Origin of the sequence: Emergencia timonensis, from assembly GCF_900086585.1 — a bacterium.
GTDB classification, from domain to species: domain Bacteria; phylum Bacillota; class Clostridia; order Peptostreptococcales; family Anaerovoracaceae; genus Senimuribacter; species Senimuribacter timonensis.
Genome location: NZ_FLKM01000008.1, coordinates 1,920,175 through 1,946,399, shown reverse-complemented (window position 1 = coordinate 1,946,399; position 26,225 = coordinate 1,920,175). Strand labels below are relative to the sequence as shown.

General features: G+C 47.3%; 20 protein-coding genes. 6 read left to right on the top strand and 14 right to left on the bottom strand.

Going from position 1 to position 26,225, the window contains the following annotated elements; all coding sequences use genetic code 11:
* Positions 1–35: 35 nt before the first annotated feature.
* Positions 36–1,535, bottom strand: a complete 1,500-nt coding sequence (locus BN6539_RS10315) for a trimethylamine methyltransferase family protein (protein ID WP_067537591.1) — start codon at positions 1,533–1,535, stop codon at positions 36–38.
* Between the two features lie 384 nt (positions 1,536–1,919).
* Between BN6539_RS10315 and BN6539_RS10310 the strand changes: the two genes are divergently transcribed.
* From BN6539_RS10310 to BN6539_RS10295, 4 genes are all read left to right on the top strand, one after another.
* Positions 1,920–3,011 carry an alanine/ornithine racemase family PLP-dependent enzyme gene (locus BN6539_RS10310; RefSeq protein ID WP_067537589.1) on the top strand — a complete coding sequence of 364 codons (1,092 nt, stop codon included), beginning with the start codon at positions 1,920–1,922 and terminating at the stop codon, positions 3,009–3,011.
* Positions 3,012–3,020: 9 nt separating this feature from the next.
* Positions 3,021–3,863: a uroporphyrinogen decarboxylase family protein gene (locus BN6539_RS10305; protein WP_067537587.1), complete on the top strand. Its 843-nt coding sequence runs from the start codon at positions 3,021–3,023 to the stop codon at positions 3,861–3,863.
* Positions 3,864–3,916: 53 nt separating this feature from the next.
* On the top strand, positions 3,917–5,062 hold the full coding sequence (gene alr / locus BN6539_RS10300) for an alanine racemase (RefSeq protein ID WP_067537584.1): 1,146 nt from the start codon (positions 3,917–3,919) through the stop codon (positions 5,060–5,062).
* 69 nt (positions 5,063–5,131) lie between these two features.
* A complete protein-coding gene (locus BN6539_RS10295) occupies positions 5,132–5,914 on the top strand; it encodes a CorA family divalent cation transporter (RefSeq protein ID WP_067537581.1) in 783 nt (260 codons plus the stop codon).
* A 117-nt stretch (positions 5,915–6,031) separates the two neighbouring features.
* On the opposite strand, the gene BN6539_RS10290 is transcribed toward BN6539_RS10295, so the two are convergent.
* The 13 genes from BN6539_RS10290 to nfsA all read right to left on the bottom strand — a co-directional run bounded on the left by BN6539_RS10290 (position 6,032) and on the right by nfsA (position 22,631).
* On the bottom strand, positions 6,032–7,228 hold the full coding sequence (locus BN6539_RS10290; RefSeq protein WP_082907450.1) for an amidohydrolase family protein: 1,197 nt from the start codon (positions 7,226–7,228) through the stop codon (positions 6,032–6,034).
* Entirely contained in the window at positions 7,191–7,553 is a 363-nt protein-coding gene (locus BN6539_RS10285; protein ID WP_067537577.1) for a DUF4180 domain-containing protein, read from the bottom strand. The genes BN6539_RS10290 and BN6539_RS10285 overlap by 38 nt, the downstream gene beginning before the upstream one ends.
* On the bottom strand, positions 7,531–8,079 hold the full coding sequence (locus BN6539_RS10280) for a PadR family transcriptional regulator (protein ID WP_067537576.1): 549 nt from the start codon (positions 8,077–8,079) through the stop codon (positions 7,531–7,533). Before BN6539_RS10280 ends, BN6539_RS10285 begins: the two co-directional genes overlap by 23 nt.
* 153 nt (positions 8,080–8,232) lie before the next feature.
* Positions 8,233–9,609 carry an MFS transporter gene (locus BN6539_RS10275; protein ID WP_067537573.1) on the bottom strand — a complete coding sequence of 459 codons (1,377 nt, stop codon included), beginning with the start codon at positions 9,607–9,609 and terminating at the stop codon, positions 8,233–8,235.
* Between the two features lie 7 nt (positions 9,610–9,616).
* Positions 9,617–10,981: a class II fumarate hydratase gene (gene fumC, locus BN6539_RS10270; protein ID WP_067537567.1), complete on the bottom strand. Its 1,365-nt coding sequence runs from the start codon at positions 10,979–10,981 to the stop codon at positions 9,617–9,619.
* On the bottom strand, positions 10,981–12,150 hold the full coding sequence (locus BN6539_RS10265) for an NAD(P)-dependent malic enzyme (protein ID WP_067537564.1): 1,170 nt from the start codon (positions 12,148–12,150) through the stop codon (positions 10,981–10,983). The genes fumC and BN6539_RS10265 overlap by 1 nt, the downstream gene beginning before the upstream one ends.
* Positions 12,151–12,305: 155 nt before the next feature.
* Complete coding sequence (argH, locus tag BN6539_RS10260) at positions 12,306–13,688, bottom strand: argininosuccinate lyase (protein WP_067537562.1); 1,383 nt, start codon at positions 13,686–13,688, stop codon at positions 12,306–12,308.
* A gap of 15 nt (positions 13,689–13,703) precedes the next feature.
* Complete coding sequence (locus BN6539_RS10255) at positions 13,704–15,263, bottom strand: Na+/H+ antiporter NhaC family protein (protein ID WP_067537560.1); 1,560 nt, start codon at positions 15,261–15,263, stop codon at positions 13,704–13,706.
* A 392-nt stretch (positions 15,264–15,655) separates the two neighbouring features.
* Positions 15,656–17,734 (bottom strand): sigma 54-interacting transcriptional regulator, encoded by a 2,079-nt coding sequence (locus BN6539_RS10250; protein WP_067537556.1) that lies wholly within the window; start codon positions 17,732–17,734, stop codon positions 15,656–15,658.
* Positions 17,735–17,809: 75 nt separating this feature from the next.
* Positions 17,810–18,637, bottom strand: coding sequence for a polysaccharide deacetylase family protein (locus tag BN6539_RS10245; RefSeq protein ID WP_067537553.1), 828 nt, complete (start codon positions 18,635–18,637; stop codon positions 17,810–17,812).
* Between the two features lies 1 nt (position 18,638).
* Positions 18,639–19,496 (bottom strand): polysaccharide deacetylase family protein, encoded by an 858-nt coding sequence (locus BN6539_RS10240; RefSeq protein WP_067537549.1) that lies wholly within the window; start codon positions 19,494–19,496, stop codon positions 18,639–18,641.
* 305 nt (positions 19,497–19,801) lie between these two features.
* Positions 19,802–21,865, bottom strand: a complete 2,064-nt coding sequence (locus tag BN6539_RS10235; RefSeq protein ID WP_067537544.1) for a sigma-54 interaction domain-containing protein — start codon at positions 21,863–21,865, stop codon at positions 19,802–19,804.
* Positions 21,866–21,878: 13 nt separating this feature from the next.
* Positions 21,879–22,631, bottom strand: a complete 753-nt coding sequence (nfsA, locus tag BN6539_RS10230; protein WP_067537541.1) for an oxygen-insensitive NADPH nitroreductase — start codon at positions 22,629–22,631, stop codon at positions 21,879–21,881.
* 365 nt (positions 22,632–22,996) lie between these two features.
* Between nfsA and BN6539_RS10225 the strand changes: the two genes are divergently transcribed.
* On the top strand, positions 22,997–24,421 hold the full coding sequence (locus BN6539_RS10225; RefSeq protein WP_067537537.1) for a Na+/H+ antiporter NhaC family protein: 1,425 nt from the start codon (positions 22,997–22,999) through the stop codon (positions 24,419–24,421).
* 158 nt (positions 24,422–24,579) lie between these two features.
* On the top strand, positions 24,580–25,779 hold the full coding sequence (locus BN6539_RS10220; protein WP_067537533.1) for an MFS transporter: 1,200 nt from the start codon (positions 24,580–24,582) through the stop codon (positions 25,777–25,779).
* The last annotated feature ends 446 nt before the right edge of the window (positions 25,780–26,225 follow it).

The following is a 26,225-nucleotide window of genomic DNA, read 5'->3' as shown; positions in this document are numbered from 1 at the left end:
ATAATAAGCCCGAAGGCAGTTCCCTAAGACCGCCTTTAAGCTTCATTATACTTTTTGATCAATTCTTCCGTAGTTTCCTTTGTCAGACCGCAATCCTGACAAACCTCTATGAACGCTTCGTTGAGCGCTTTTGTCCGTTCTTCGCCAAGCGGGCAGATATCCTGTTCGGCAATTTTCTTTACATAATCCCTTGCTTTGTCAGATACTGACCAATTGCCAGCCTTGTTCCAGTTGGCTCTTTCTTCATAGTTCATAGTGATGTTGCTGTAGTTTTGTTCTTTCTTGTAGTTCTTCAGAGTGTGTTTCTGATTGAGAAAGTTTCCGCCTGATCCCACCTTTAGGAGCAGATCCGCAGCCAAAGATTCTTCGTCAAAACGAATGCCCTTTTCTAAATGTTTTACGGTGCCGATGAAATCGTTATCGACAACTAATTTTTCAATGCTCATTTCTGCGATGACGTTGAGTCCTCCTGCGCCTGAAACGTTGTCTACATCAGCCAGGTAGGCCATAAGTCCGCTTCTTGCCGATTCACTACCTGCCTGATAGTCGATATATTTGGAATCTGACATTGCCGCATATGTATGAACAGGAAGTCCGTAATACTTACCCATAGAAGCGTAACCTGCAGTCACCATGCTGCATTCCATTGCCTCCATCGGCGTGTACATGGTCTTCATATTGAAGATGCAAGGCGCGCCTCCATATACAGTCGGATGTCCTGGCTTCATTACTTGAATCAATACCAGTCCGGATAACAGCTCTACCGTGTGTTCTAAGATACACCCTGCTAAAGAAATCGGTCCCGTCGCACCTGCAATCTGTGCTGAGATTAACTCGATTGGAATGTCCATGTCTACGCAATCCATGATATTTCTTGCGCCGATGGTGGACCATTTTAGTGGAGAAGTAACGCAGATATCAAAAATGGTGTACGGTTTTGTTCTTACATTCTCTTCCGATCCCAGAACCGCTTTCAGCAGCTTGAAAGTTCTAGGCACACCTTCAACGTCAGTTGAACCGCCGATAATCGGCTTTGTTGAATTCTGCATCTCTGTATAGTAGAGATATTGAGAGCCCAGTTCCCCTGGCGCTTCTTCACAAACGATAGAAGATGAGACAAAATCAATGTGCGGAAGACTCTGTGCCACCTTTGTCAGCAGCTTCAGGTCCTTGACATTGGATAATCTCACAGTCTCTCCATCGCTTTCCAGCACGTTGCTGGCGCTGCTGCCAGGATTAAATCTGGTCTTTCCATCTCCAAATGTGCAATAGAAGTTACCTTCTCTATCGTATAAATCAAATGAACCTGGAGCCGATTCAATACATTTCTTAACCAGCTCTCTAGGAAATTTCACCTTCTGTGTTTCTCTGTCGACAGTACAGCCCGCTTCTTCCAAAACGTCCAGCGCTCTGTCATATGCAAATATAATACCTAAATTTTCTAAAACATCCATTGCCTTTTCGTGCATCTCTTTGATCTGATCGTCGTTCAGAACTCTAAGCTGCGGCAGTGTGTCAAATTTGAATTTGTCCATTTCTTTACCTTCGCCTCTCTATGGATAATTTGAATCTCTTAAAAAGATTTCTACCTTGCGACAACGTCGTTTGGTTATGGATTCATTATACCGAGTGCATTCCTCTGATTGTATTCATCGCTGCACGAGATTCAATGAATCCTACCTTGCGACAACGTCGTTTGGTTATGGATTCATTATACCTTAATCACCTTTTGGTAATTTAGCTGTAAATTTACTTATTTTTGTAAAATAATTATAAATTTCAGACAACTATCGTCTCACAAATTTCACCATAAAAAAAATACCAAACTTTATAATCATTATATTAGAATGATATCATGGCCCGATGATAAAATGGATTTATAATATATGGTAATTCTATTGGCTGAAGAGGAGAAGATTATGGTGAAACAGGTTTATCCAAGAGTAGAGATCAACTTACAGTATTTAAAAGAAAACGTGGCGGAAATCGTCAGAAGGTGCGGCGAATTCGGCATCGATATTGCAGGCGTAATCAAAGGAACAACCGGTATCCCGGAGTGCGCAAAGATGTTCGAAGAAGGCGGCGCGAAAATCATCGCATCATCCCGGCTGGAGCAGATAGAAGACGCCAAAAACTACGGCATCGACTTGCCTTACCTGCTGCTCAGAGTTCCAATGATGACAGAACTAGCAGAAGTCGTCAGGCTTACAGACATCAGCCTTAACAGCGAAGTCAAAGTGCTCAAGGCTCTCAACGAAGAGGCCGGAAAGCAGGACAAAAAGCACAAGGTCATTTTGATGGCCGACCTTGGTGATCTCAGAGAAGGTTTCTGGGATAAAGATGAGATGGTTGACGCTGCCCTCATGGTAGAGAAGGAATTGACAAATCTGGAGTTAGCTGGCGTAGGCACCAACTTAGGCTGTTACGGCTCCATCGAGGCCACCTCAGACAAGCTTGACGAATTAGTTGCCATCGCCGAAAGAATCGAAGGAAAAATCGGCAGAACCTTAGAATACATATCTGGCGGCGCTACGACAAGCCTTCCTAGAATCATCAATAACGATATGCCGAAGAGAATCAATCTTTTGAGAGTTGGTGAAGGCATCCTTCTAGCCAGAGATCTGGACGTTTTCTACGGCTACGATATGAGTTTCATGCACCAAGACGTTTACACGCTGAAAGCCGAGGTCATCGAGGTAAAAGACAAACCGTCTCACCCGGTTGGCAAGATTTCCATCGACGCCTTCGGTCACACGCCTGAGTACGTGGACAGAGGCATTAGAAAAAGAGCCTTGCTGGGTATCGGCAAGGTTGATTACGGCAGTATTGACGAAATTTTCCCGAAAGATAAAGGAATCGAAGTGATCGGCGCTTCCAGCGATCACACCATTTTGGACATCGAAGATGCCGAAAGAAATTTGGAACCAGGTGATATCGTCTCCTTTGGTATCAACTATGCCTCCATCGTATATCTGACAAACTGCAGAAACGTACAGATGATATTCGTATGAGGAGAAAACATGGCAAAACTAATTGATTTTAAATGCAAATACGCCGAATACAGTGGAATATCAAAGGAGAAAGCCTCTGAAAAAGGCCTCTCTCTTCCGGAAAGCTATTTCCACGCTGAACAGATTGCAAAGCTGGCCGGCAGCCAGGCCGTGCTTCCCTTTGACCCTGTTCTGGAAGCGGAAAACTTGGGCGCGAAGATCAAATTTGACGACTCTTCCCTCGGCCCGCGAAAGGAAGCGGATATCGTCACAAAGATCGATCAGCTGAAAGACCTGCCTGAACTGGATGTAAGCAGCGGCCGACTGGCGGAAACGTTGAAGGCCGTAAAAATCATCAATGCGGAGGGCGGCAATGCTACCGTTGAAATGCATGGCCCTATTACCATTATCAACGGCCTATCCGACATGATGAAAATTCTGATGGGATGGAGAAAACAGCCAGAAACTATGGATGCGTTCTTTGCTCTAATTGCAAGGGGTCTCGTAAACTACGCCCTTGCCGCGAGGGAAGCAGGCGCAAGGGTGATATACTACACAGACTCTCCCGGGAGCCTGAACATCTTGGGACCGAAATACGCTAAACAGGTCACAGAAAACTTTACGGTGCAGCTTCTGAAAGCTTTAGATGAGCGACTGGACCAGGACTGCGTCATCCATTTATGTCCAAAGACCTCCTTCCTGCTGGCAGGCTGTGAGAAAGCAAAGTGGAAGAAGTTGGCTTTGGAAGATACTATGGCATACAAAGATGCCTGTGAAGCCGCCTGCGGTAAGGTTCGCTTCCTCGGACAGCGCTGCCGCAAAGATGATAAAATCAAAGTCAGTGTTATAAACTATCTGGAACTTTCAGAGTAACGAAATGGGGAACTGCATCTGCGGCTCCCCTCCGTTGTATATAGGAGAAAACTATGAATCAATATTATAATTCCTATTTCAAAGTGGACATGGACCAGGTTATCCGTAATTTTAATAAAGTACAGAATTACATCGGTTCAAACACAGACATTATTCCAGTCATTAAAGGGAATTGTTACGGCTACGGTCTGGTGCCCATGGCCAAACTGTTTGAAGAGGGCTGCCAGGTCAAAATGCTTGCAAATGCAGCTATATACGAGGCAGTAGAACTGCGGCAGGGCGGCGTGACCTGTGATATCTTAGTCATGGGAGGTATCCCGCAGCATTTATTACAGGGGGCCGTAGAATACGACCTGCAAATCGCTCTTTTCGAAGAAGTGACGGCGCGCAGAGTCCATCAATTGGCCAAAAACGCCGGCAAAAAGGTTAAAGTCCACCTAAAAATTGAAACGGGGATGAATCGGCTGGGTGTCAGACCAGGCCCTGCGCTGCACGACCTGCTAAATTTGGTAAAATCTTTAGATAATTTGGAAGTCGTAGGTGTCTATACCCACTTTGCCACGTCCACAGCCGACTACTATGACACGTTTGCTGTAGAACAGTTTGAAAAATTTAAAGAAGCGGTATCCCAGATAGAAACAAGCGGCATTGCATTAAAGTATATCCATTGTTGTAACTCAGCTGCGACTACATGGTACAAAGAAGCCGTCGAACTCTGTACCCATGTGCGCTCCTGTTCTTCCATCCTCGGTCACATGGCGATGGAAGACGGCAGAGAACCTATCGGGCTCATAGAGCCTGTTGAAATCGGCGCCTATATTACCAATGTGCACGACGTATATCCCGGTGAAAGCGTAGGATACAGCCGTTACTACAAGGTAACAGAGCCGATGAAGGTCGCCACCCTCTCCATTGGTTTTGCCGATGGATTTTATCCTAAATGGATGCGCGGTCAAGGTCCAGTATTAGTCAGCGGACAGAAGACCCGTTTTCTCGGCTGCTGCATGGACCAGTCCTTTGTCGACGTGACCGGAATTCCTTGTGAAATCGGTCAAAAGGTGATTTTGATCGGACGTGATGGAGATCAAAGGATTACTACCTGGGATATGGAACAGTTTTGTGAAAATACATTTGAATATCTCTTTGGTACCATCGGACCGCGAGTGGAAAGAATCTATTGCACCAAAACAGGCTGCTAAAAGATTAGTGGATTTTATCGTATAAGTGAGTATAATATAGTGTATACGAACCGAAAGGATGCATGGACTATGATTATAAAACTCACGACAGATAAGATTGACACCCTCAAAGATTACGTGGACAGTGATATCGTAAAACGATTAGACGAGAATAGAAACTTCTTTATGGCATTGAATGAAAAGGTGTATTTCATCACATTTCACTGGCTGGACGAGAAAAAAGTGACTCTTTTTGCCAATCACGATCATTTCATCTGCGCCACGGACAGCGAAGCGGTCATGGAATGCGTCAATAATATAGATATTCCCGACGATGGTATTCTGCAGCTCCATGAATTTATGTTGGAACTGACGGCCAACGACGTCTACAAATTGGAATCTCTCGAAAATATGATCATCTCACTTGAGGACAATCTCCTGATGGACAAAAGTCCCAGCGGGGACGGCATACGCGACATCATCAAAGTCCGCAAGGATCTGCTGAAGGTAAAGCGATATTATGAGCAGATGGAGTTTCTGACAGATGAAATCGCTGCAATCGACCCGGCTTTTGGCTTTATTGACAAGAAATTTGACCGGCTTCTGGAGTTTGTGCTCCATCTGCAGGAGTATATCGAGCAGGTCCGCGAGGCCTACCAGTCTCAAATCGATATTGAACAGAACAACATCATGAAAGTCTTCACAGTCGTCACTTCGATTTTCCTGCCTCTGACTCTGATCGCAGGATGGTACGGTATGAATCTTCGAATGCCGGAATTCAAATGGGCTTGGGGATATCCCTTCGTCATCGGAATGAGCCTGGCGGTCATCGCCGCACTGGTCATTATTTTCAAGAAAAAGAAATGGTTTTGACACCATCATATATGTCTTTAGCAAAAACAAAGTAGTCCGACTTCGGACTACTTTGTTTTTGGTCTTGTATCCTATATAAGCGCAACGAATGCGGCAAATTGGCAATAAGCTGCCCTGCTAGTTCTCGATGATTTCACCATTATAGAACACGTACTTTGGCAGCTTTTTCATCACGTAAATATCCTCGTCCGGATTTCCTTCTACTACGACTAATTCAGCATTTTTGCCTTCCTTAATGGTTCCCAGCTGGTCGTCAAGCTTGGCAATTTCGGCGCTGTATTTGGTGGCCTGCAGCAGAATATCCTTATAGTCAAAATCATACCACTCGGTCCTGGCAATAAACTCATAACCAGGATGCTTCACAAAAGCGCCCCAGTCGATATCGGAGCCGAAGCCGATTTTCAGGCCCGCCTGGTAAGCTTTATTGACAGATTGACGCTCCAAAGCTTCATACTTCTTGCTCTTGTCTAAACTGTCCGCACTGATCAGTTCATTATCCTCGTCTAAACTGTCCAGACCGATAGCACCAGTAGCTACCATAAAGCAGTTGTCGTTGTCCTTCAGCATAGCGATAGCCTCATCGTCAATAAAACTGCAGTGCTCCACAGTGTAAACTCCCGCTCTGATCGCCAGCTTGATCCCTTCTGCACTGTGAGTGTGTGCAATGACATAGGATTTTTTCATAGCAGCGACTTTTACAGCCTCACGAACTTCATCTTCCATCGCGATGACAGCGCCCGGATCTCCGCTCTCGTTAAAATACGCGCCGGTCACCATGTATTTGATCGCGTCATTACCCAGTTCAAATTGCTCTCTGGCCGCTTTGCGAACTTCTTCCGGTGTGTCGACAACCTTGTATAAGGCTTTGAAAGTGCTATTTCCGTTCTCTGTCGGTGTCAAAATCAGTCCCGTCGAAATAACCCGCGGTACATTGACGATCCCTTTTTTTCTAGCCCTTTCCAGGGCGACCGTAGCGTTGTGACTGCAGCCGCAGTCTCTGATGGTCGTGTACCCCGCTTTCAGATAATCTCTGGCATAACCATATACGTCAAAGCCGGTATCTGCTGCGCTGCGCTCGTTGAGGGACTGAAAATCAAAGGACGATAAATACAGGTGTGCATGGAGATCAAAAAAACCCGGGAGCAGCGTATTTCCCTCGATGTCGATGACCTGCACGTCTGCATCCGCTTCAATCGTCCCCGGCTCTGCGATTTGTCGTATCTTCTTAGCATCAATCAGAACGTCAGCCACTAGCCCTTCAAAGCCTTCCGTCAGTTCAGGAATCAGCCTGCAATTCTTCAGTAATATCATCATTGTACCTCCTTATCGCCTCTTCTTGGCTCTCTACAAAGAAAAAATGCTTTCCATTATTGCTCTCAAGGATAAAATCCCTCAGGGGTTTGCTGGTATACTTGGAGTAATCGCCGTATACAGCCAATTTCATATTGTAGTTTACAAATTTCTGCAGGATTTCACCTGCCAGCCCGCTGCTTAAGCGAAAAAAATCCTCGCTGACAGCTTCTTTATTGATGACGACAGCTTCATAATCATCCCCATATTTTGCATTCATCATCAAATCCAATGCGGTCTGCAAATCTTTGATTACTATTTTATCACTATTTATCACTTTTATCTTCATGAAATTTCACTAATCCTTTTTTCATTTTATCAGCCCATGTCAGTTCACACTGATAGGAATCCAGCAGATTTTGGTAGAGCATCTGCCAAATGTAGCTTTCTCTCTCATTTCGATTCGGAAATCCAAACTGTCGCTTCAGTTTTTCCTCATGGTAGGCCAATTGCTCCTTTAGTAATATCTCATACGTCTCAAGAAGTTCTACAGCTTCACTTTCTGCGAAAGCAAGCTGGGCAAGAAATAATTTCTTATACTCGGGTAATTGAGGCTGTGTCTCTTTGGCCCAGGAGTGCAGCGTTTCTTTTCCCAATTGGGTTATGCTATAGATTTTCTTTGATGGTCCGTCATCTCTATGCGCTGTCCTATTTTCAACCAGGCCTTCTTCTAATAAAAATACTAAGGCTTTATATATTTGGTTGTTATTTCCTGACCAAGGCAGAAAGTCTAATTCCTGCATGACTTTTTTAAGATCATAGCCGCTTCTGTCTCCACTCTCTAGGAGACCAAGAATGGTATAGTTAATTGTCATTCATTTCACTTCCTTTCATAACATGTGTTAACGATAACATATGTTATATTAAAAGTCAATACAATTTTGTAACTTAACTACTAAAAAAGCAGGATTTACTGAACATCAGTGTATCCTGCTTCTCTATTTTCTATATTCTTTAAACACATCTACTTAAATCATTTTTTCTATATCCTGCAGATATTCTGCGTAATCTTTCCCTGCCTTTCGCCGCTCCAATGCCCGCAGCAGCGAACCGAAGGTTCTTTTATTAATGGGGAAGACCTTGAGAGCCACGAGGCCGATGACGAAGCAGATGCTAGGCAGCAATATGTAAGCGGCGTTGAGAAAATGTACCACATCGTCAGGCTGTACAGCCAGTTTGGGGTCAAAGCCGGAACGGTCCAGCAAAACGCCGAAAAATTGCACAATGACAGCGGTAATCAAGGTACCCAGTACAGAAATCAGGGACATGATATCTCCTTCTCTGCGCTTGCAGTTTGCATACTCGTCCACCTCCACCACGTCGTAGAAGATGGAGCTGGAAAGCTGCCAAAAGCTGGTCTGCATGATGGAAAAGCCGATGACATACAGAGCCGCCCCAATCACTGACTGCGGCGCGAAGAAAAAAACTGCAAAACCGATAACAGCCGAAACAGCCATAGTAATCATCTGCTGATTCGCTTTCCCAAAGCTGAGAGCCATTTTGCCTGCGATGGGCGTCATGACAATGAAAACGATAATAGAAAGCACATACATATAAGAGGAATATCGATTCCCCAGCGCCAGACTGTACTTCAGATAATAAATCGTCCCGATATTGAACAGTGCAAAGGCACAGGCAAAAGCAGCTTTGTATACGATCAAAAGCCGCATAGAGCGTAATTTGCACAGCTCAAAATAATTGACGAAGATATCTCGAATCACGTTGCTGCGTCGCTCTCTCTTCGCGCCCACCACGGCCCGCTTTTTCGTCAGCTTAAATGAGCTGAACCAGCTGCAAAAGGCTACGCCAGCGATGATTACGCCAATGGTCTGCCAGCCCGCCCTTTGACGACCGGGAAAAAGTTCCAGAATCCACAGAGGCATCACGTAACCCAAGGTGTTGCCAATAATGGAAAAAACCCTGGACATAGTCCGAAGCCAGGTCCGCTCGTCATACCCTGCAGCAATCTCAGCTCCAAAAGCGTTGTTGGGTATCTCGAAGGTCGAAAAGGAGAGACGGAACCCTATGGACAGAACCAGATAATAGGTAAAACGCATCGTCTCTGAACCGTCGACAGTTCGCATAATCAGCACCATAATAAGAGGCATCGTCAATGCGGCAGCAAGAACGAAGGGCCGCCTTTTTCCCATAGAAGAGGTGCAGTTATCAGAAAGATTGCCCACAATCATGCCCGCAACAACCTCTACTAAAAGAGCGACCGATGTAATGGAGCCGGCCATGGCAGAGTCTAAACCAACACAGTTTGTCAGAAAGACGACAAAATAGGCCGCCATAAAGTTGTATGTGCTCCCTTGTCCGATATATCCGATTCCATATCCCAGCATTTTTGATCTACACCATCTTTTCTGGATTTACAAAGCTGTCAAAGTCCTCTTCGCTGACCAGTCCCAGCTTTGACGCAGCCTGTTTTAACGTGCTATTTTCTTTATGAGCCAGTTTTGCGATTTTTGCCGCATTCTCATAACCGATGTGCGGATTCAGCGCTGTTACCAGCATCAAAGATTTTTCCATGTTCTCCTGTATCTTTTCTTTGTTGGGTGTGATGCCGCAGACACAGTTTTTGTTGAAGGACCTCATGGCGTCTGCCAGCAGATTGACCGACTCCAGAAAGTTGTTGATGATAACAGGCATGAACACGTTAAGCTGAAAATTACCTTGTGATGCGGCAATGCCGATTGCCGCGTCGTTTCCCATGACCTCCACACATACCATGGTCAGCGCCTCGCACTGGGTCGGATTAACTTTGCCCGGCATGATGCTGCTGCCCGGTTCGTTCTCCGGAATATTGATCTCGCCGATACCGCATCTCGGTCCAGACGCCAGCCATCTGACATCGTTGGCGATTTTCATCAGATCTGCTGCCAAAGCTTTCAGAGCGCCGTGGGCAAAGACTAGAGCGTCCTTGGATGTCAGACTGTGAAACTTATTCTCAGCTGTAACGAATTCCTTCCCAGTAATTTTGCTGATCTCAGCCGCCGATGCCCTGCCAAAATCATGGTGAGCGTTGAGGCCGGTTCCTACAGCTGTGCCGCCGAGGGCCAGCTCGCGAAGGCCGGAAAGAGCGCCGCCTATCATCACCAGGCAGTGGTTCAGCATAGATCGCCAGCCGCTGATTTCCTGCCCCAGTGTCAGCGGCGTCGCATCCTGCAGATGGGTTCTGCCCGTTTTTACAAGGTCCGTATAAGTGACTTCTAAGTTCTGCAAAGTATCGCGCAGCTCTGTCAGCGCCGGCAGCAGTTTATCCTCCACGCTGACCACTGCCGCGATATGCATGGCAGTCGGAAACGTATCGTTGGAGCTTTGAGATTTATTCACATGATCGTTGGGATGCAGCAGTTTTTCCCCTGTGATTTCATTGCCTCGGTTTGCGACCACCTCGTTGACATTCATGTTGGACTGGGTGCCGCTTCCCGTCTGATATACGACCAGCGGAAAGTGTTCGTCCAGCTTTCCGCTGATGAGCTCGTCACACACACCTGCAATCAGTTCAGCCCGCTGTGCGTCAATCATACCCAGACTCCAGTTGGCCAGAGCCGCTGCCTTTTTTAGTACACCAAAAGCGTGAATGATTTCGAGAGGCATCTTCGTTGAGCCGATCTTAAAATTTTCAAAGCTTCTTTCCGTCTGGGCGCCCCAGTATTTGTCGGCCGGCACCTTCACTTCGCCCATGGTGTCGTGTTCTATACGATAATCCACTATTCTGCCTCCTTCTCCTTTGCGGCTTCTGCCATGACCGCCGCAGCAATTTTCTCCACAATCAAAGGGTTAAACGGGTCAGGCAGTACATAATCTGCCGTCAGCTCTTCTTCCGGAATAACGCTGGCAATGGCTCTGGCGGCAGCCTCCTTCATCTCCTCGGTGATCTTCCTGGCTCTGCCGTCCAGTGCACCGCGGAAGATGCCCGGAAAAGCGATGACGTTGTTGACTTGGTTCGGGAAGTCCGACCGGCCAGTTCCTACCACGGCTGCTCCAGCCGCCTTTGCAAGATCCGGCATGATTTCAGGCACTGGATTGCTCATGACGAAGACGATCGGATCTTCGGCCATGGAGCGGATCATGTCCTGGGTCACAATGCCCGGCTTTGATACGCCGATTAAAATATCGGCCCCCTTCATGGCATCTGCCAGACTTCCCACCAGCTTTTCCCTGTTGGTAATCTGCGCCATCTTCTGCTGCTCCGGATTGTTATATGGTGCGCCGTCGTAGATGGTGCCTTTGCTGCCGCAGAGAATCACTTCTCCAAAACCCAGGCGCATGACCATCTTGGCGATGGAGATACCTGCAGAGCCTGCACCGCTGATGACGATCTTGAGATTTCCCATCTTCTTTTCTGTCACCTTGCAGGCGTTGAGCAGGCCTGCGCTGGTGATGATGGCCGTGCCGTGCTGGTCGTCGTGGAACACCGGGATGTCACACTTTTCGATCAAGGTTCTCTCGATTTCAAAGCACCTGGGAGCACTGATGTCCTCCAGATTGATGCCGCCGAAGCTCTTAGAGATGTTATATACCGTGTCAATAATTACCTGAGGATCCTTGGAATCGATACAGATTGGAATTGCGTCAATGTCAGCAAAGGCTTTGAAAAGCGCGCATTTCCCTTCCATGACAGGCATGCCGGCCGCCGGTCCGATATCACCCAGCCCCAGCACCGCAGTACCGTCGGTGATGACAGCAACCGTATTGCCTTTTCCCGTATAGGTGTAGGCCAGGCTCTCGTCCTTTTCAATTGCAAGGCAAGGCTCCGCTACGCCTGGCGTGTAGGCGATTGCCAGTTCCTCTTTATTTGTGATCGGCGCCTTGGTTTCGATGGAAAGCTTGCCCTTCCATTCCGCGTGCTTTGCCAGCGCTAATTCTTTTTTGTCCATATCATTCCATCCTTTCGTGTTTGTTATTTATAATATACCATTCTGTCAGTAGGACCGCAAGGCGGCAAAGGTAATGGTAGACCTTCCCGTTTATGAAAATCTGCCATAAAACAGTTTTTTTCCACTCTTTCTGGCAGATTTATCAGTTTCGGCATTTATTTAATATCTGCTAGCCATGCTTCGCCGACTTTGATCTGCCTTCTCACTTCGCTCGGTGCAGTGCCGCCGAAGGAAACTCTGGCATCCACGCAGGCTTTGATGCTGATATCACCCAAAGATTCGCGGGTCACGCGACTGTCAATGGCCTGCAGTTCTTCCTCCGTCAGATCCTCAAAGTCGCAGTCCTTCTGCTCACAGGTCTTTACCATCTGACCTACGATGGAATGAGCTTCTCTGAATGGAATACCCTGTTTGGCAAAGTGCTCCGCAATATCCGTGGCATTGAGGAAGCCTTTAGCAAACTGCTTCTCAATCTGATCCATTCTGAACTCAGTTTTATCCAGCATGTTGGCAAAAATCTGAATGCTGGCTTTCCACGTATCCACCGCATCGAAGAGGCTTTCTTTATCCTCCTGGAAGTCCTTGTTGTAGGCAAGAGGCGTCCCCTTCATTACGGTCAGAAGCTGCATCAGGTCGCCGTAGACTCTGCCCACCTTTCCGCGGAGCAGTTCCGCCATATCCGGGTTCTTCTTCTGCGGCATGATGCTGCTGCCGGTACAGTAGCTGTCGTCGATGGCGATATAAGAGAATTCCTGGGAGTTCCACCAGACGAATTCTTCCGCCCACCGGGACAGGTGCATCATGGAGATCGAAGCGTCCGAGAGGAATTCCAGGCTGTAGTCCCGGTCGCTGACGCTGTCCATGGCGTTTTCCGTCGGCGCGTCAAAACCCAGCAGCTCTGCCGTTCTCGCTCTGTTGGTCGGCAAAGTGGTTCCCGCCAAAGCGCAAGCGCCTAACGGACAGAGGTTCATTCTCTCATAAGCATCCATGAGTCTTTCGATATCTCTTCTGAACATCTGGAAATATGCCATGAAGACAAAGCCGATGGTGATCGGCTGTGCATGCTGCATATGGGTAAATCCCACAGTGATAGAGTCGGCATACTTCTCAGCCTTCTCCAGAATCACAGATTCCAGATAGCAAAGTCTGTGGACGATTTCTCTGATTTCCTTTTTCAGATACATTCGTCCGTCCACCTGGCACTGGTCGTTTCTGCTTCTCGCCGTGTGAAGCTTTTTGCCCACGTCGCCGATTTCGGCGATGAGCCTGCTCTCGATGCCCATATGGATATCTTCGTCATCTACCGTGAAGACGATTTCACCGCTTTTGATTTTCTCCCTGATCTTTTCAAGACCGGCCACAATCTGCTCCGCTTCAGCCAAAGTCACGATGCCCTGTTCTGCGAGCATGGTCACATGTGCGATGCTGCCGTCGATATCTTCGTTATACATTCTCTTGTCAAAACCGATGGACGCATTGAACTCTTTTACGATGTCGTCCATATCCTTTTCAAATCTACCGCCCCATAAGCTGGCCATATAAAACACCTCCAATTATACTGACTGAGAAGCTTCTTCGGCTTCCAGTTTTTCTATATCCTTTATATTTAGATTCTTGACAGAAACGCCCTTGAGCTTACCTGCCAGATTATATACGATAACTAATAACACCGCGCATACGACTGTGACGATGACGCTGTCCGTGATGCCTGCCGCGATGAATCCCACAATGGATACGCTGGCACAGATCATGGCATACGGAAGCTGGGTCCACATGTGTTCCATCAGTCCGCAGGAAGAACCTGTGGCTGCCAAAATAGTCGTATCAGATACCGGTGAACAGTGGTCGCCAAAGAGTCCGCCGGAAAGTACCGCTGCAATGGTGACATACAGCGGCGCGCCGAGAGCCACTGCCATCGGAATCGCAATAGGCATGACGATGGCAAAGGTTCCCCAGGACGTGCCTGTGGAGAATGACATCAAAGCGCCGATGATGAAGATGATTGCCGGGATACTCCATGCCGGAATATTGCCCTCTGCCATCTGTACGATGTATTCAGAAGTTCCCAGGGCTTTACCTACAGAGCTGAGTCCCCAGGCCAGAACCAGCATCAGAATACATTCGAAAAGCTTTCCCAGTCCTTTGATGTAGATGGAGATGCCTTCCTTCAGCGGCTTTACCTTGTAAAAAGCCATGAGTACGATCATAGTGATGGCAGCAAAGAGATAACCTGTAATCAATGCGATTCTGAAATCTCCGCCAGGAACCTGCTTGATTGGGAAGTGCTGTGGAGCCAAGATTCCGAAGAGCGTCACAAAGAGCACAAGCAGCGGTGCCAATACGACGACCAGCGGTGTATGGTTGTCCAGAACCATGGACTTCTTTTCCAGTTCTTCAGCATTACCAATCGTAGAGAAGATGCCCTTCTGCGCATTCAGTTCTGCCTTTGCCATAGCGCCGAACTCTTTTCTCGAAAAGGCTACCATCGGTACCATGATCAGACAGAGAATCGGGTAGATCTGAAACGGAATCGCATGGATGAACGCGGTCCAGTCAGTGATATCTGTAATATGTAAGGCTTCCAGTTCCGTCTTGATCAGACCCATAGAATAGACGCCCCAGCCGATAAAGGGAATCAGCACGCAGACCGGCGACGCGGTGGTGTCGATGATCCAGGCCAGCTTTTCCTTCGAAATACGCATTTTCTCGAAAATCGGCGTAAAGATCGGGCCGACGATGAGGGGTGTGCCCAGCTCAGAGAAGAAGACAGCGATGCCGGCAATCCATGCCGCAATCTGTGTCTTGCATCTGGTGTTGACAAAATGAGCGACACATCTGGCAAAGGCTTCCGCTCCGCCAGATTTTTCGATCAGGGCTACAAATCCGCCGATGAAGACCAGCAGTACGATGATGCCGGCGTTGTAGCTGTCCAAAAGCTGCGCCATAACGTAGTCGCCTATCATGGACTTTACCGCGGTAATCGGATGACCAGCAGACAAAATCAACACGCCGGAAAATACACCCGCGAACAGCGATACTAAAACGTTCCTCGTCTTAATCGCAAGACCGATGGTCAGGATGATAGGGATTAATGATAAAATACTTGTTTCCATTACGAACCTCCTAACGGTTCTGCCCCAATACTCGTTAGTCAAGGCAGACCTTATGATTTGAGAGACCCAGCCTGATTCTTTGAAACAGAATCGCAAGACAGGTCCCCTGCCAAAAGTGCAGTGCCTGAGCACATGACACTTGTCGTCTGCGCCCCACAAGCGACAACGGCGGTAGATGTCACCTAATCTAAGATTGGAGCATCCCCCGCATGTGACCTGCCGCTGTATGTTTCACAAACAGGGCTAGGGCTTCAAGTGGCTTGGCGCTAGTCGAATAAATGTAAAATGAAAGGGTAAAAGATCTTTGTCATAATATATAGCAATTAACGTGCCAAAGATAATTCCCAATTTTTCAACGTTTTCCGCTTACGAAAAATGGTTTATCGGGTCGTTCATTCACCCATTAGTTCCATTAATTCTGTTAGAAGTTCCTTTCCTTTCGGCAGAATGGTGCTGCCGCCCCTTCCGTGCTGCGATCTGACAAAACCCAGTCCCGACAGTTTACTGAGACAGGTTCTGATCTCCGCTTCTGTGTAGAGGAAACCTTTTTGCTGCAAAACCGTTTCCAGCTGTCTTCTGCCGATCTTCCTCCCGCTTTCTGCTGCCTCCAGCAGCGCCAGCAGGATATTGGCAATCAATTCCCTATCGTTCCACCAGCCAAAGACCACGTCTCGAAAGTCGCTTCCGCGGTCCTCCTTTGCGGCTCGTTTTGTACTGACAGCAGATATTCTCTGTACAGGCGCCGCAAAGATGGAAGCTGGTAAATCCTCCTTTTCAATCAATCGTTTTCCAAGGCTGTCTAAGTATTCTATCACGTTCTTTAACTCTCTGACATTGCCCTTCCAACGGTGCGCAAGCAGGCGTTTTGCCGCCTCATCAGAGAAGGTCATCTTTTTCCCCATGGAGTCCATAAAAGTGTTCATCAGAGGCCGCAGGTCGTCTATTCGCTCTCGAAGAGGCGGTATGTACAGCGGCAAAACGTTGATTCGGTAGTACAAGTCCTCTCGAAATTCCTTCGCTTCTACCAGCTCCAGCAAGTTTTTGTTCGTCGCAGCGATAATTCGCACATCGACATCAATCAGCTTTGAAGCGCCGATTCGCGTGACCGTCTTTTCCTCGAGGACGCGAAGCAGTTTGCTCTGCAAAGTCAGAGGCATCTCTCCGATTTCATCGAGAAAAATGGTCCCCTGATGAGCCAGCTCAAAATAACCGATTTTGCCTCCTTTTCTCGCTCCCGTGAAAGCGCCTTCTTCATAACCAAAGAGTTCACTTTCCAATAGGTGTTCAGGAATAGCGGCACAATTGAGAGCGACAAAATTCCGCTTGCTTCTGTCCGATCCATTGTGTATGCTCTGGGCAAAAACTTCTTTGCCTGTGCCGGATTCCCCCATAATCAGAACCGAGGAATCCGACTTGGCCATACGCACAGCCACTTTTACGCATTCTTGAATCTGACTGCTAAGACCGACAATATCCCCAAAAGTATATCTGGCGCCATGTCCCGCCCTGGCAATTTGCGCGCGGATGCCGTGCTGCTTTTCCTCCGTCTCTTCAAAGCTTTTCAAAGTAATGATGTTTCCCGTGTATCTATCATCGGAAATAATTGGACTGACATCGACCACGATGTCTTTGCCATCGACGACAACCACTTTATTTGAAGTCGTCTCCGCCTCCACTGTAATCGGCAGATCCGGCAGCAGCTCATCAGCATTAAAACCGTCAATCTCTGTCTTGAGAATGCTGCGGGCTTTCTTATTGCTGAGCAGGACGGTACCTGCTGAATCGGTCAGAATGATGCCGTCTTGAATCAACTCCACTAAAGTCTTAATCTGCTCGTTCTTGTCCTTCGTATCACTGAGCACGCGGTCGATGCCGAAGGAGGCCGTAGCAAAGCGCTTTCTGGCCGCTTTAGCCTGGGGAGAGTCAAAAATATCTTCGATTCCCATTTTATTGGCCAACTCTACGATGCAGTTGATATCAATCGGTCTTCCGCCAATATCGATGATTCGTTCCATATCTTTCGGCATCATCGCCATTTCGTCAGGCGTCACTGCAGTTTTAATGCTCTTGTCCCTGGATTCCTCTTCACCGTAATAAGGAACAAAGTCAAAATCCCGGTAACCCAGCTCGTAAATCTGGGCGATGACCTGCATACACATCTTATAATCTACATTGACCATTAAAACCTTCTGATCTGTTGGTACCTGCGAAAGCTTGGCCAAATTATCACGACTGACAGCAAAGCTGATGACCTGGGTCAAGGCATGCTCTTTCATCTTCGGCTGTACCTTTCGGAAGACTGTCAGTGCGGACATAACTACAAATTCCTCAGGAATTTCCTCCATACTATCTATTTCTTCCTCTGCATAGGCGCGAATTTTCGCGTATGACGAAAAATACTTCTCCAGGTCTGCTTTGATAAATTCAGCAAAATCTTTATGTACAGCTACTACGGCAATGGTCTTCATCATCCTTACCTCTCCTTCAGTCTTTGTATCAATTGTACCAAAGAACCTTTTAGAAAGGCAACGCCTTTTCATAACTTTCTAATTGCCAAAAAAGTTCGTCATTTCACTTCCCCTGGCAAACCACACATCTCCCTGTTCTTTCATGTAGTCGAGCAGGTCTTCCAGCAGGCTGATTCGTCCTGGTGCACCGATGACTGCCGGATCTAACTGCAGCACATAGCAGAGTCCATATTCACGGCAGCCGTAAAACTCATCTTTCCAATTGCTTAGAACGCCTTCATATCCTGCAATTCTTCCTTGTCCTGCCGGAAATGCCGGATGATAGTTGAAGGCGAAGTACGGCAGATCGTAATTAGCCCAGTGGATCGGAATCTCCAGAAGCGTTTCTCCTTGTCCCAAATCTTTAAAGTACGGCCTGTCGTCGTCACAGAGATTGCTGGAGTACTCGATGCCGCATTTTTTCGCGATTCTGAGCGTTTCCAAAGTCAGTTCCCCTTCCGGACTTCTGAACCCCCTTGGAGGGTCGCCGCATATTCTTTTGATTGCCTCGATACTTTTTCTCATGACGGCTTCTTGCTCTTCGTCGGTGAGCAGAGCCATGTTCTCATGGCGATAACCCAGGGCAGCGATTTCATGACCTCTTCTTTTGACTTCCAGCAGCTTTTCACTGTAATTTTCCGCTACCCAACCCGGCGTAAAAAAGGTCGCCTTGATTTTCCGTTGGTCCAACACGTCCATAATCCTCTCCACCCCTCTGGTCATGCCGTATTGCCCCAGGGATAAAGTTTTCGGCATCTTACCGCAGGATGGGTCCAGCTGCAGCCAAAACAGTTCTGCATTTAAATTTACGGTTATCATGGCCGCACACCTGTGGCCGGCCGGCCATTTTGGTCTACCTAACGTCATTTCATTTCTCCTCCTCTTTCTGGTGATTGCCTCTGTACCAGTCAGCGATTTCACTGCCCGTGGCAATCCATACATCCTGCCTCGCGGTGATCTCAGCGAGAAGATGATCCAGAATCAAAATTCTCCCCGGAGAGCCGATGACCTGAGGATGGCTCATATAAGAAATGCAGAGCCCGTACTTGTGATGTCCGAGAAACTCCCGCATAAAGTTATCTTCTACCGTTCTATAACAAGAAATTCTGTCCTGGCCAGCCGGTTCCGCCGGATACATATGATAAGCCATGGCAACGTAGTCATCCACTTCCCACTTTGTGGGAATCTCTATAAAGTCCGTTTCCTCCCCATCTATAACGGTTCGATAGGGTCTGTCGTCACCCCGCATGGAACTGGAATAACGAAAGCCTCTTTCATATAAGAGTTTTGGCGTCTCCTCCGCCCAGTCTCCAGAAGGGGTGCGGAAGCCCTCCACTTCATGTCCGATCAGTTCTTTAAAGATCCGCTGTGATTTCTCAATGATTTCAATTTGTTGTTCTATCGTCTGGCCGGCAAACCGTTCATGAGCATAACCGTGGTGCCCAATCTCATGTCCCGCTTCCGCAATTTTCATGACGACTTCCGGATACCTTTCAGCAGTCAGACCCGGCACAAAAAACGTCGCCCGCACGGCGTATTGCTCCAGTTTATCGAGGATTCTCTCCACACAGCGTTTCGGACCATACTGTCCTACAGATAAAGACTTAATATATTTTTCTCCATTTGGAAGGCCTCGGTTTCCATTCTCCCAGGTAGTGTCACCATCCACGTCAAAAGTGAACATGACCGCACTCCTTTTGCCCTCCGGCCATTTCATCGTATCCATTCTTTACTCCTTTTTGTATATTGTATCTAGGTCCATTGCCTGCAGCTATATAAACGCAACAATTGTGCCAACGGAGCAATTCTTTTTATTTACTGAAAACGCAGACTTTCAGCAGACCGTTCCGCTGCGCCGTCTCAGTCAGTTAAGTGAATAGGTTAACTATTTTCCCATTTATAAGTCAGACTCTTTCTTTAAATTTACCAGGCGGGATATTGGCACAACGCAAAAAAATCTAACTTATAGACAGCATCTACATAAAAAGTCCCGCACAAACATGCTGCATCAGCTTGATTGTGCGGGACTTTTCAGCCCAATATGCCTCTCTCGTAGAACCGTTCTATGACCTCCAGCAGGTGAATTCCCTCATGGTTGATGACGCTGCCGCCCCTGCCCTTCGGCGACCTGATGAAGCCATAGGAGGACAGCTTTGACAAGGCCTTACGGATCTCACCTTCTGTGTAGAATCCGCCGTTTTCGTTAATTTTATCCAGAAGCTTCTGTCTGCCGTAACGTTCACTGCGCTCAAAAGACTGCTGAAGCTGGCGCAGTACCGCGCAGTAGAGATCAATTTCCCGCCCTTCGTTGAGAATAAATTTGTCGATAATGGTGGAATTCTCTTTCATTGCCAGCACATCGCGGGCAGGTCTCTGTCTGTACTTCAGCGGCGGCAAGTCTTCTGTTCCGATGTATTTCTTTCCCTTGCTGACGAGAAATTCTGCCACGTTGCGCAGCTCTCTGACATTGCCTCGCCAGGAATAATGCGTCAGCGCATTTACGCTTTCAGGGCTCAGCTGCAGATTTGCATTCATTCGACGAATCAGGGAATCAAAGATCGGCAATACATCTTGCTTCCGCTCCCGGAGCGGCGGAATCGACAACGGCAGGACATTGAGCCTGTAGTAGAGATCTTCCCGAAATTGTCCCTCCTGGACCATCTCAGATAAATTCTTGTTGGTGGCAGAGATAATTCTCACGTCAATATCGATATTTCGATTTCCGCCTACGCGCATTACTTTTCGTTCCTCCAACACTCTCAGCAGTTTTGATTGGAGCGGCAGCGGCATCTCGCCGATTTCGTCCAGGAAAATCGTGCCTTTGTGGGCTAACTCAAAGAATCCTACCTTGCCGCCCTTCTTTGCACCAGTAAAAGACCCCTCCTCGTATCCGAACATCTCGCTTTCCAACAGATTTTCCGGTATGGCCGCACAGTTCACCGCCACGAAGTTATATTTTCGCCGCCCTGAAGCGTTATGGATGCTCTGTGCAAAGAGTTCCTTGCCTGTTCCGCTTTCTCCGATAATCATCACAGCCCCATCAGAAGCTGCAATCTGTCTGGCATCACTGACCGTTTTTTGAATCGCCTCACTCTCACCCAGGATATCTTCAAAGTGATATTTGGCCAAATGACTGGCCTCGCTGAGCTTTGACCGCATGCCGTGCTGCTTCTCCTCAGCCTCTTCGAAGTCGGTAATTGTGACGATATGTCCTGCCACCTCCTCACCGGAACGGATTTCCACAGCCGAAGTGATCAGATTCGCCGCAGGCGTTTTGATCAGCTTCTCTTTTGTTGAATCCAGATCCAGTTCCGGCAATACTTCCTGAATGTGAAACCCCTGCAGCACCTTTGATCGTTCTGCCAAAAGCTTCTGCGCTTTCTCGTTTGTCAGATAAATCCTGCCCATGGAATCGGTAATGATGATCCCTTCGTTCATCAGCTTAATCAAAGTGTTCAGCTTATCTGTCATACTCTCTTTGTCATTCAGCAGCTTATCCATGCTGGAGTTGATGAAGTAATACTCGCCTCTCGCCTCATTGGCTTCTTTCGCAGCAAACTCTTCGTAAACACCCAGCTTGTCCGCTATATTATAGAGGCTGTTCATGTCGACAGAACTTTCCCCTACGTTATAGACTTTGGTAATGCCCGGCGGAACCAGGTGCGCTTCGTTGGGGGTAATGGCGGTTTTGATGCTGTGATCGTAATCACCCTCGCCGTAATAGGGCAGCAATTCCAAATTCCTGATTCCCGCGTCATACATGCAAGTGATGGTATGCATACAGCTTCTGTTGTCAAAGTTGACCAAAAGCGCCCGGGACCCGTCCGGAATTTCCTTCAAAGTTTCCATCTGTCTTTTACTGAGAGACAGAGACAGGACGACGATTTCAGAGTGCTCGCTGATCTTTTGTCTCACCTGCTGAAAAATATTAAAGGCTGACAGCAAGACGAAGTCCTCTTTCAGCAGATCTGCTCTTTCAATTTCCTCAATCGAATAGGAAACGAACGCGGCATACCTGTTCATATACTTGGCTACGTTGTTCATTAAAAAGTCCGCATATTCTTTTTCCGTCGCTACGACCGCAATTCGTTTCATCGCTATCCTTCCTTTACTTCAGCAGAAATCCCTGTTTCCCGAGAACCTCTTTTAAGAATGGTCTCTGCGGTTTTTCCACAAAGTCGGCCATCTGCATCGACCAGGTTTCATCTCTTTTACCATCGGTCCGGTCGATGTAGTACTGCCTGATCACCTCGTCATAGGCTCTGATCTGTTCTTCTTCTCCGTCCGTATGATACTTTTCTTCTTTTAATACGACGTCAAGGGGCAGCCTCGGCTTTGCAGCCTCATCACTGTTCTCCAGGGGATACCCCATGACCAAACCGAACAGCGGGTATACGCCGTTGGGAATGGAAAGAAGCTCCATGACCTTCGGCAGATTGTTTCTGATTCCGCCGATATAGGTACAGCCCACGCCTTCTGATTCGGCGGCTATCACGGTATTTTGCGCTGCGATAGCAGTATCCACCGACGCCATGAGAAATGTCTCCGTATATTCCAAATAGCTTTCAGGCGCCTTACGCTGGTTCATTTCACTGGCTCTCAGCAGACGACTGACATCGGCGCAGAATACCAGAAAGACAGGCGCACTTAAAATCGGTTTTTGACTGGTCACTTCATTATAAATGGCATCCTTCACTTTTGGGTCGGTGACTTTGATGATCGTATACGCTTGGATGAATTCCGACGTAGCGGCGTGCTGACCGCATCTGACGACTCTTTCCAGCAGTTCATCACTGACCGGCTGGTCCGTAAACCGCCTGACAGATTTATGACTCAGCATTAAATTCTCGATTGCATTCATATTCTTCTCCTCCATTTAACATTATGAATTACCCTGCCGAACAAGGTATACTTCTATTAATATAAAGCAAACTTCATGCCACCATAATATTCTGCCTGTTTCCATAGAAATCATTCCCTGTAACACAGCAGATTAGGTTTTTCAGGTTAAGTCTTTTCCTAATCCCCTCTATTTCTCATGGGAGCACGGTCATGCATTGGATTAGAAATATCTCACAACCATCAATTTTCAGAGATTTTTGACTCGCCAAATATTGTTGGCATAGAAATTGCTCTTCTAATTCTCGTGAAAAGTGACACGTGCATCACTGGAATTTTAAACTAGTTACATTTTATAACATTACAAGAAAGAAAGGAATATGCAAAATGAGTACATCGAGCAAAAAAGTCACAAAGCCGCAAGCTTTTTTCATGCTGATTCTAGGCATCGTACTGGTCGTTGTCGGTTTCCTCGTTACAGAGGATGCCGACGCTGTAATCCTGTTGTCCGTCGGCGCCCTGCTGTCCGTCATCGCAGTCGTCTTTGGCACCAAGTACAGTGACATTCAATCCACCATTATCACATTAGTCAAAAACATGATTATGCCGATTCTGATTATTTTTTCTGTCGGTATGATGATTGGAACCTGGGTTTTATCAGGAACCGTACCAATCATGGTATACTATGGCATCCAAATTATCAGCCCTTCCATATTCTACTTCCTGACCTGTCTGATCTGTACTGTAATGGCTCTGATTATGGGGTCGTCCTGGGGCACGATCAGTACGGTAGGCATCGCTTTTTTAGGAATGGCTTCTGGTCTGGGCATGTCTCCGGTTATTACAGCCGGTGCGATTGCCAGCGGCGCACTCTGCGGTGACAAGCTCTCTCCCATGTCAGATTCCCCCAACGTATCCGCGGCCGTATCAAAAGTGAACCTCTTTGAAGGTTGTATTCATGCAGCAAAGACTTCCCTGCCGGCCTTGGTCATCTGCCTGGTCTACTTCCTGATTCTGGGCTTCAGCAACGGTGCCAGCGGTACCAGCGCCGATACGGCAGCTTATGACACCATCGTAGAGGGTCTCTCCTCTATCTTCCATCTCAATCCGCTGCTGCTTCTGCCGCCAGTGGTCGTTATCGTGCTGATCATCATGAAAAAGCCGATTCTTCCCACATTTGCAGTCGGTATCGTGTTAGGGGCAGTGCTGTCCATGGTCTTCCAGAGCGCTTCCATCAGTGATGTTGCCAGCGTCATGATGAACGGTTATGGACAGGAATCCGGGGTAGAGATTATCGACTCCATCATTCTCAGAGGCGGCCTGGCCAGCTTCCTTGAAATCGCCGCAATCCTCATTGCAGCCTGCGTATTTGGCGCGCCTCTGCGGGCCTCAGGCGTTATCGACGCTCTGCTGGATTTGATCACCACAACATCAAAGAGTCCGAAATCCATGGCAGCCAAGGTATACGCCATGTGTCTGACCTTCTTTGTCATCACGGGTGGATATGATTTGACTTACGCGGCTCTGGGGCCGATGCTGCCAGACTTGTTCGACAAATATCATCTGCATAGAAAGAATCTGTCCCGTATCCTGCAGGACTGCACCATCAGCCTGTCGCCGATGATTCCTTGGGGCGGTATGGGTGCTTTCTACGCTGCGACTCTCGGGGTTGCCAACTCAGACTTTTTTATCTATGCACCTTTGACCTGGCTCAGTACTGTGATCGGATTCATCTACATCCTCACCGGTTTCACCATGACAAAAGTTACCGACGAAGAGATTGCCGCACAGGACGCCGCATTAGAAGCTTAATTCTATCCTGCTTAACCAAGCTGCTGACATTTTCTCTGTCAGCAGTTTCTTTATGCGTTTTGACAGCGCCCGGCGCAGCGGGAGAAAACCTATTTACAAACGCCCTTGACAATCATCTGCCGCAAGAGTATATTGCATCTTACAAAGGAGATGAGATATTGAATTTTTTAACACAGTATAAAGGTTTACCAAAGCAGGTCTACATACTTTCCATTTCCAGGGCGGTCATTTCCATGGGAATGATGTTCGTGTACCCTTTTTTGTCTCTGCTGCTGACCAGCAGACTGGGTTACTCTGAAATGGAAGCCAGCTACATCGTCGTCATCGCTTCCATCGCCAGTACTCTAGGGACTATAGTCGGCGGAAAACTGTCAGATGAGATCGGCCGAAAAAAGGTCTACGTCGCCGCTACCTTTGTCGTTATCATCTCAATGACGGTGGCAGGTTTTTTTGCATCCACCCACTTGGTAATTCTTTTTATCATCGTCACCTATTTGGTGGCCAGTTCCATTTTGCCTACAGTGTCCGCCATGATTCTGGACTGGGCCGATGAAGGCAACAAAACAGAATGTTTTTCATTGATGTATCTTTCGGGCAACATCGGCAGTGCCCTGGGACCGGTCATCGCCGGTATGCTCTTTTACAGCCACATGCCTTGGATCTTTTTCAGTATGGCTATGATTTTCTTTGTCACCTTTGTCCTCGTTCTATGTAAAGTACAGGACATCTATGTCCCACGAAAAGACACCCGCCATCTGGAAACCGTCAAGCAGGTCAGCCAAATCAGAATCGTTCTGCAAAATCCGGTTCTACTGCTGTTCACCATCTGCCTCGCCGCACTGACCCTCTGCTATATCAATTTGGACTTCATGCTGCCGCTGCAGCTTCGGGATTTGTTCGGTCTCGATGCAGGATCAAAATATAGTTCACTGGTTTGGACTATCAACGGATGCGTAGTCGTTTTCTGTACGCCAGTCATCGTTTCCTTTACAAAGAAAAACCATCCTCTCTTCAACATCGGCTTTGCCTGCCTCCTCTACGCAGTGGGCTTTTCTCTCTATGGATTCGCCAGCAGCATCGCGATCTATATGATGGCAGTGGTCATCTGGACCAGCGGGGAAATACTGATTTCCACCTGTGCAGGCATCTACATCGCTGACCAGTCACCCGAGACCCACAAAGGCAGAAGCATGTCTCTGTACGAGTTTGCCAGAGGTCTGGGCAGGCTGACAGGACCAGTCTTCACCGGTTGGCTGCTGCAGTCACATACTTATGCAGCGACATGGTTCATTATCGCCGCCATCTGTCTAGGCATAGATATCGTCATCTGGTTCCTCTACCGAAACAAGCATCGTTAAAAATGTGGATTCGACAAATTTTCAAATCCGGTAAAAGTGCCATAAATAAGGTTATTTAGCTGCTTTTATGGCATATTTTCGTTTTCATCCGCCCTTCCGGAAAGCAAAAATGCAATTGTTCATAACGTTTGCGCCTTAAAATTGCGTTTTTTGCAAAGTTTTATGATTATATAGTTTTTTCCCCTTAGCATTTTACCTTTTTTGGAATTTTCATCAAAAAATCAGCTTCATTTCTCAAAAAAGTGCCATAAATGTGCAGATTTAGGTGCTTTTATGGCACTTTTGCCCGTTTTATCCTTAGGCGCAGATTATCAATATATTGAATAAAAAACGGCAAAGTCAGTCCAACTTTACCCAGATATCTTGAAATAACCCCGATAAAACAGTATAATCAAATCATAGAATATTCAGTATCATTTTACAGCTACCGCTAATACGACTAACGC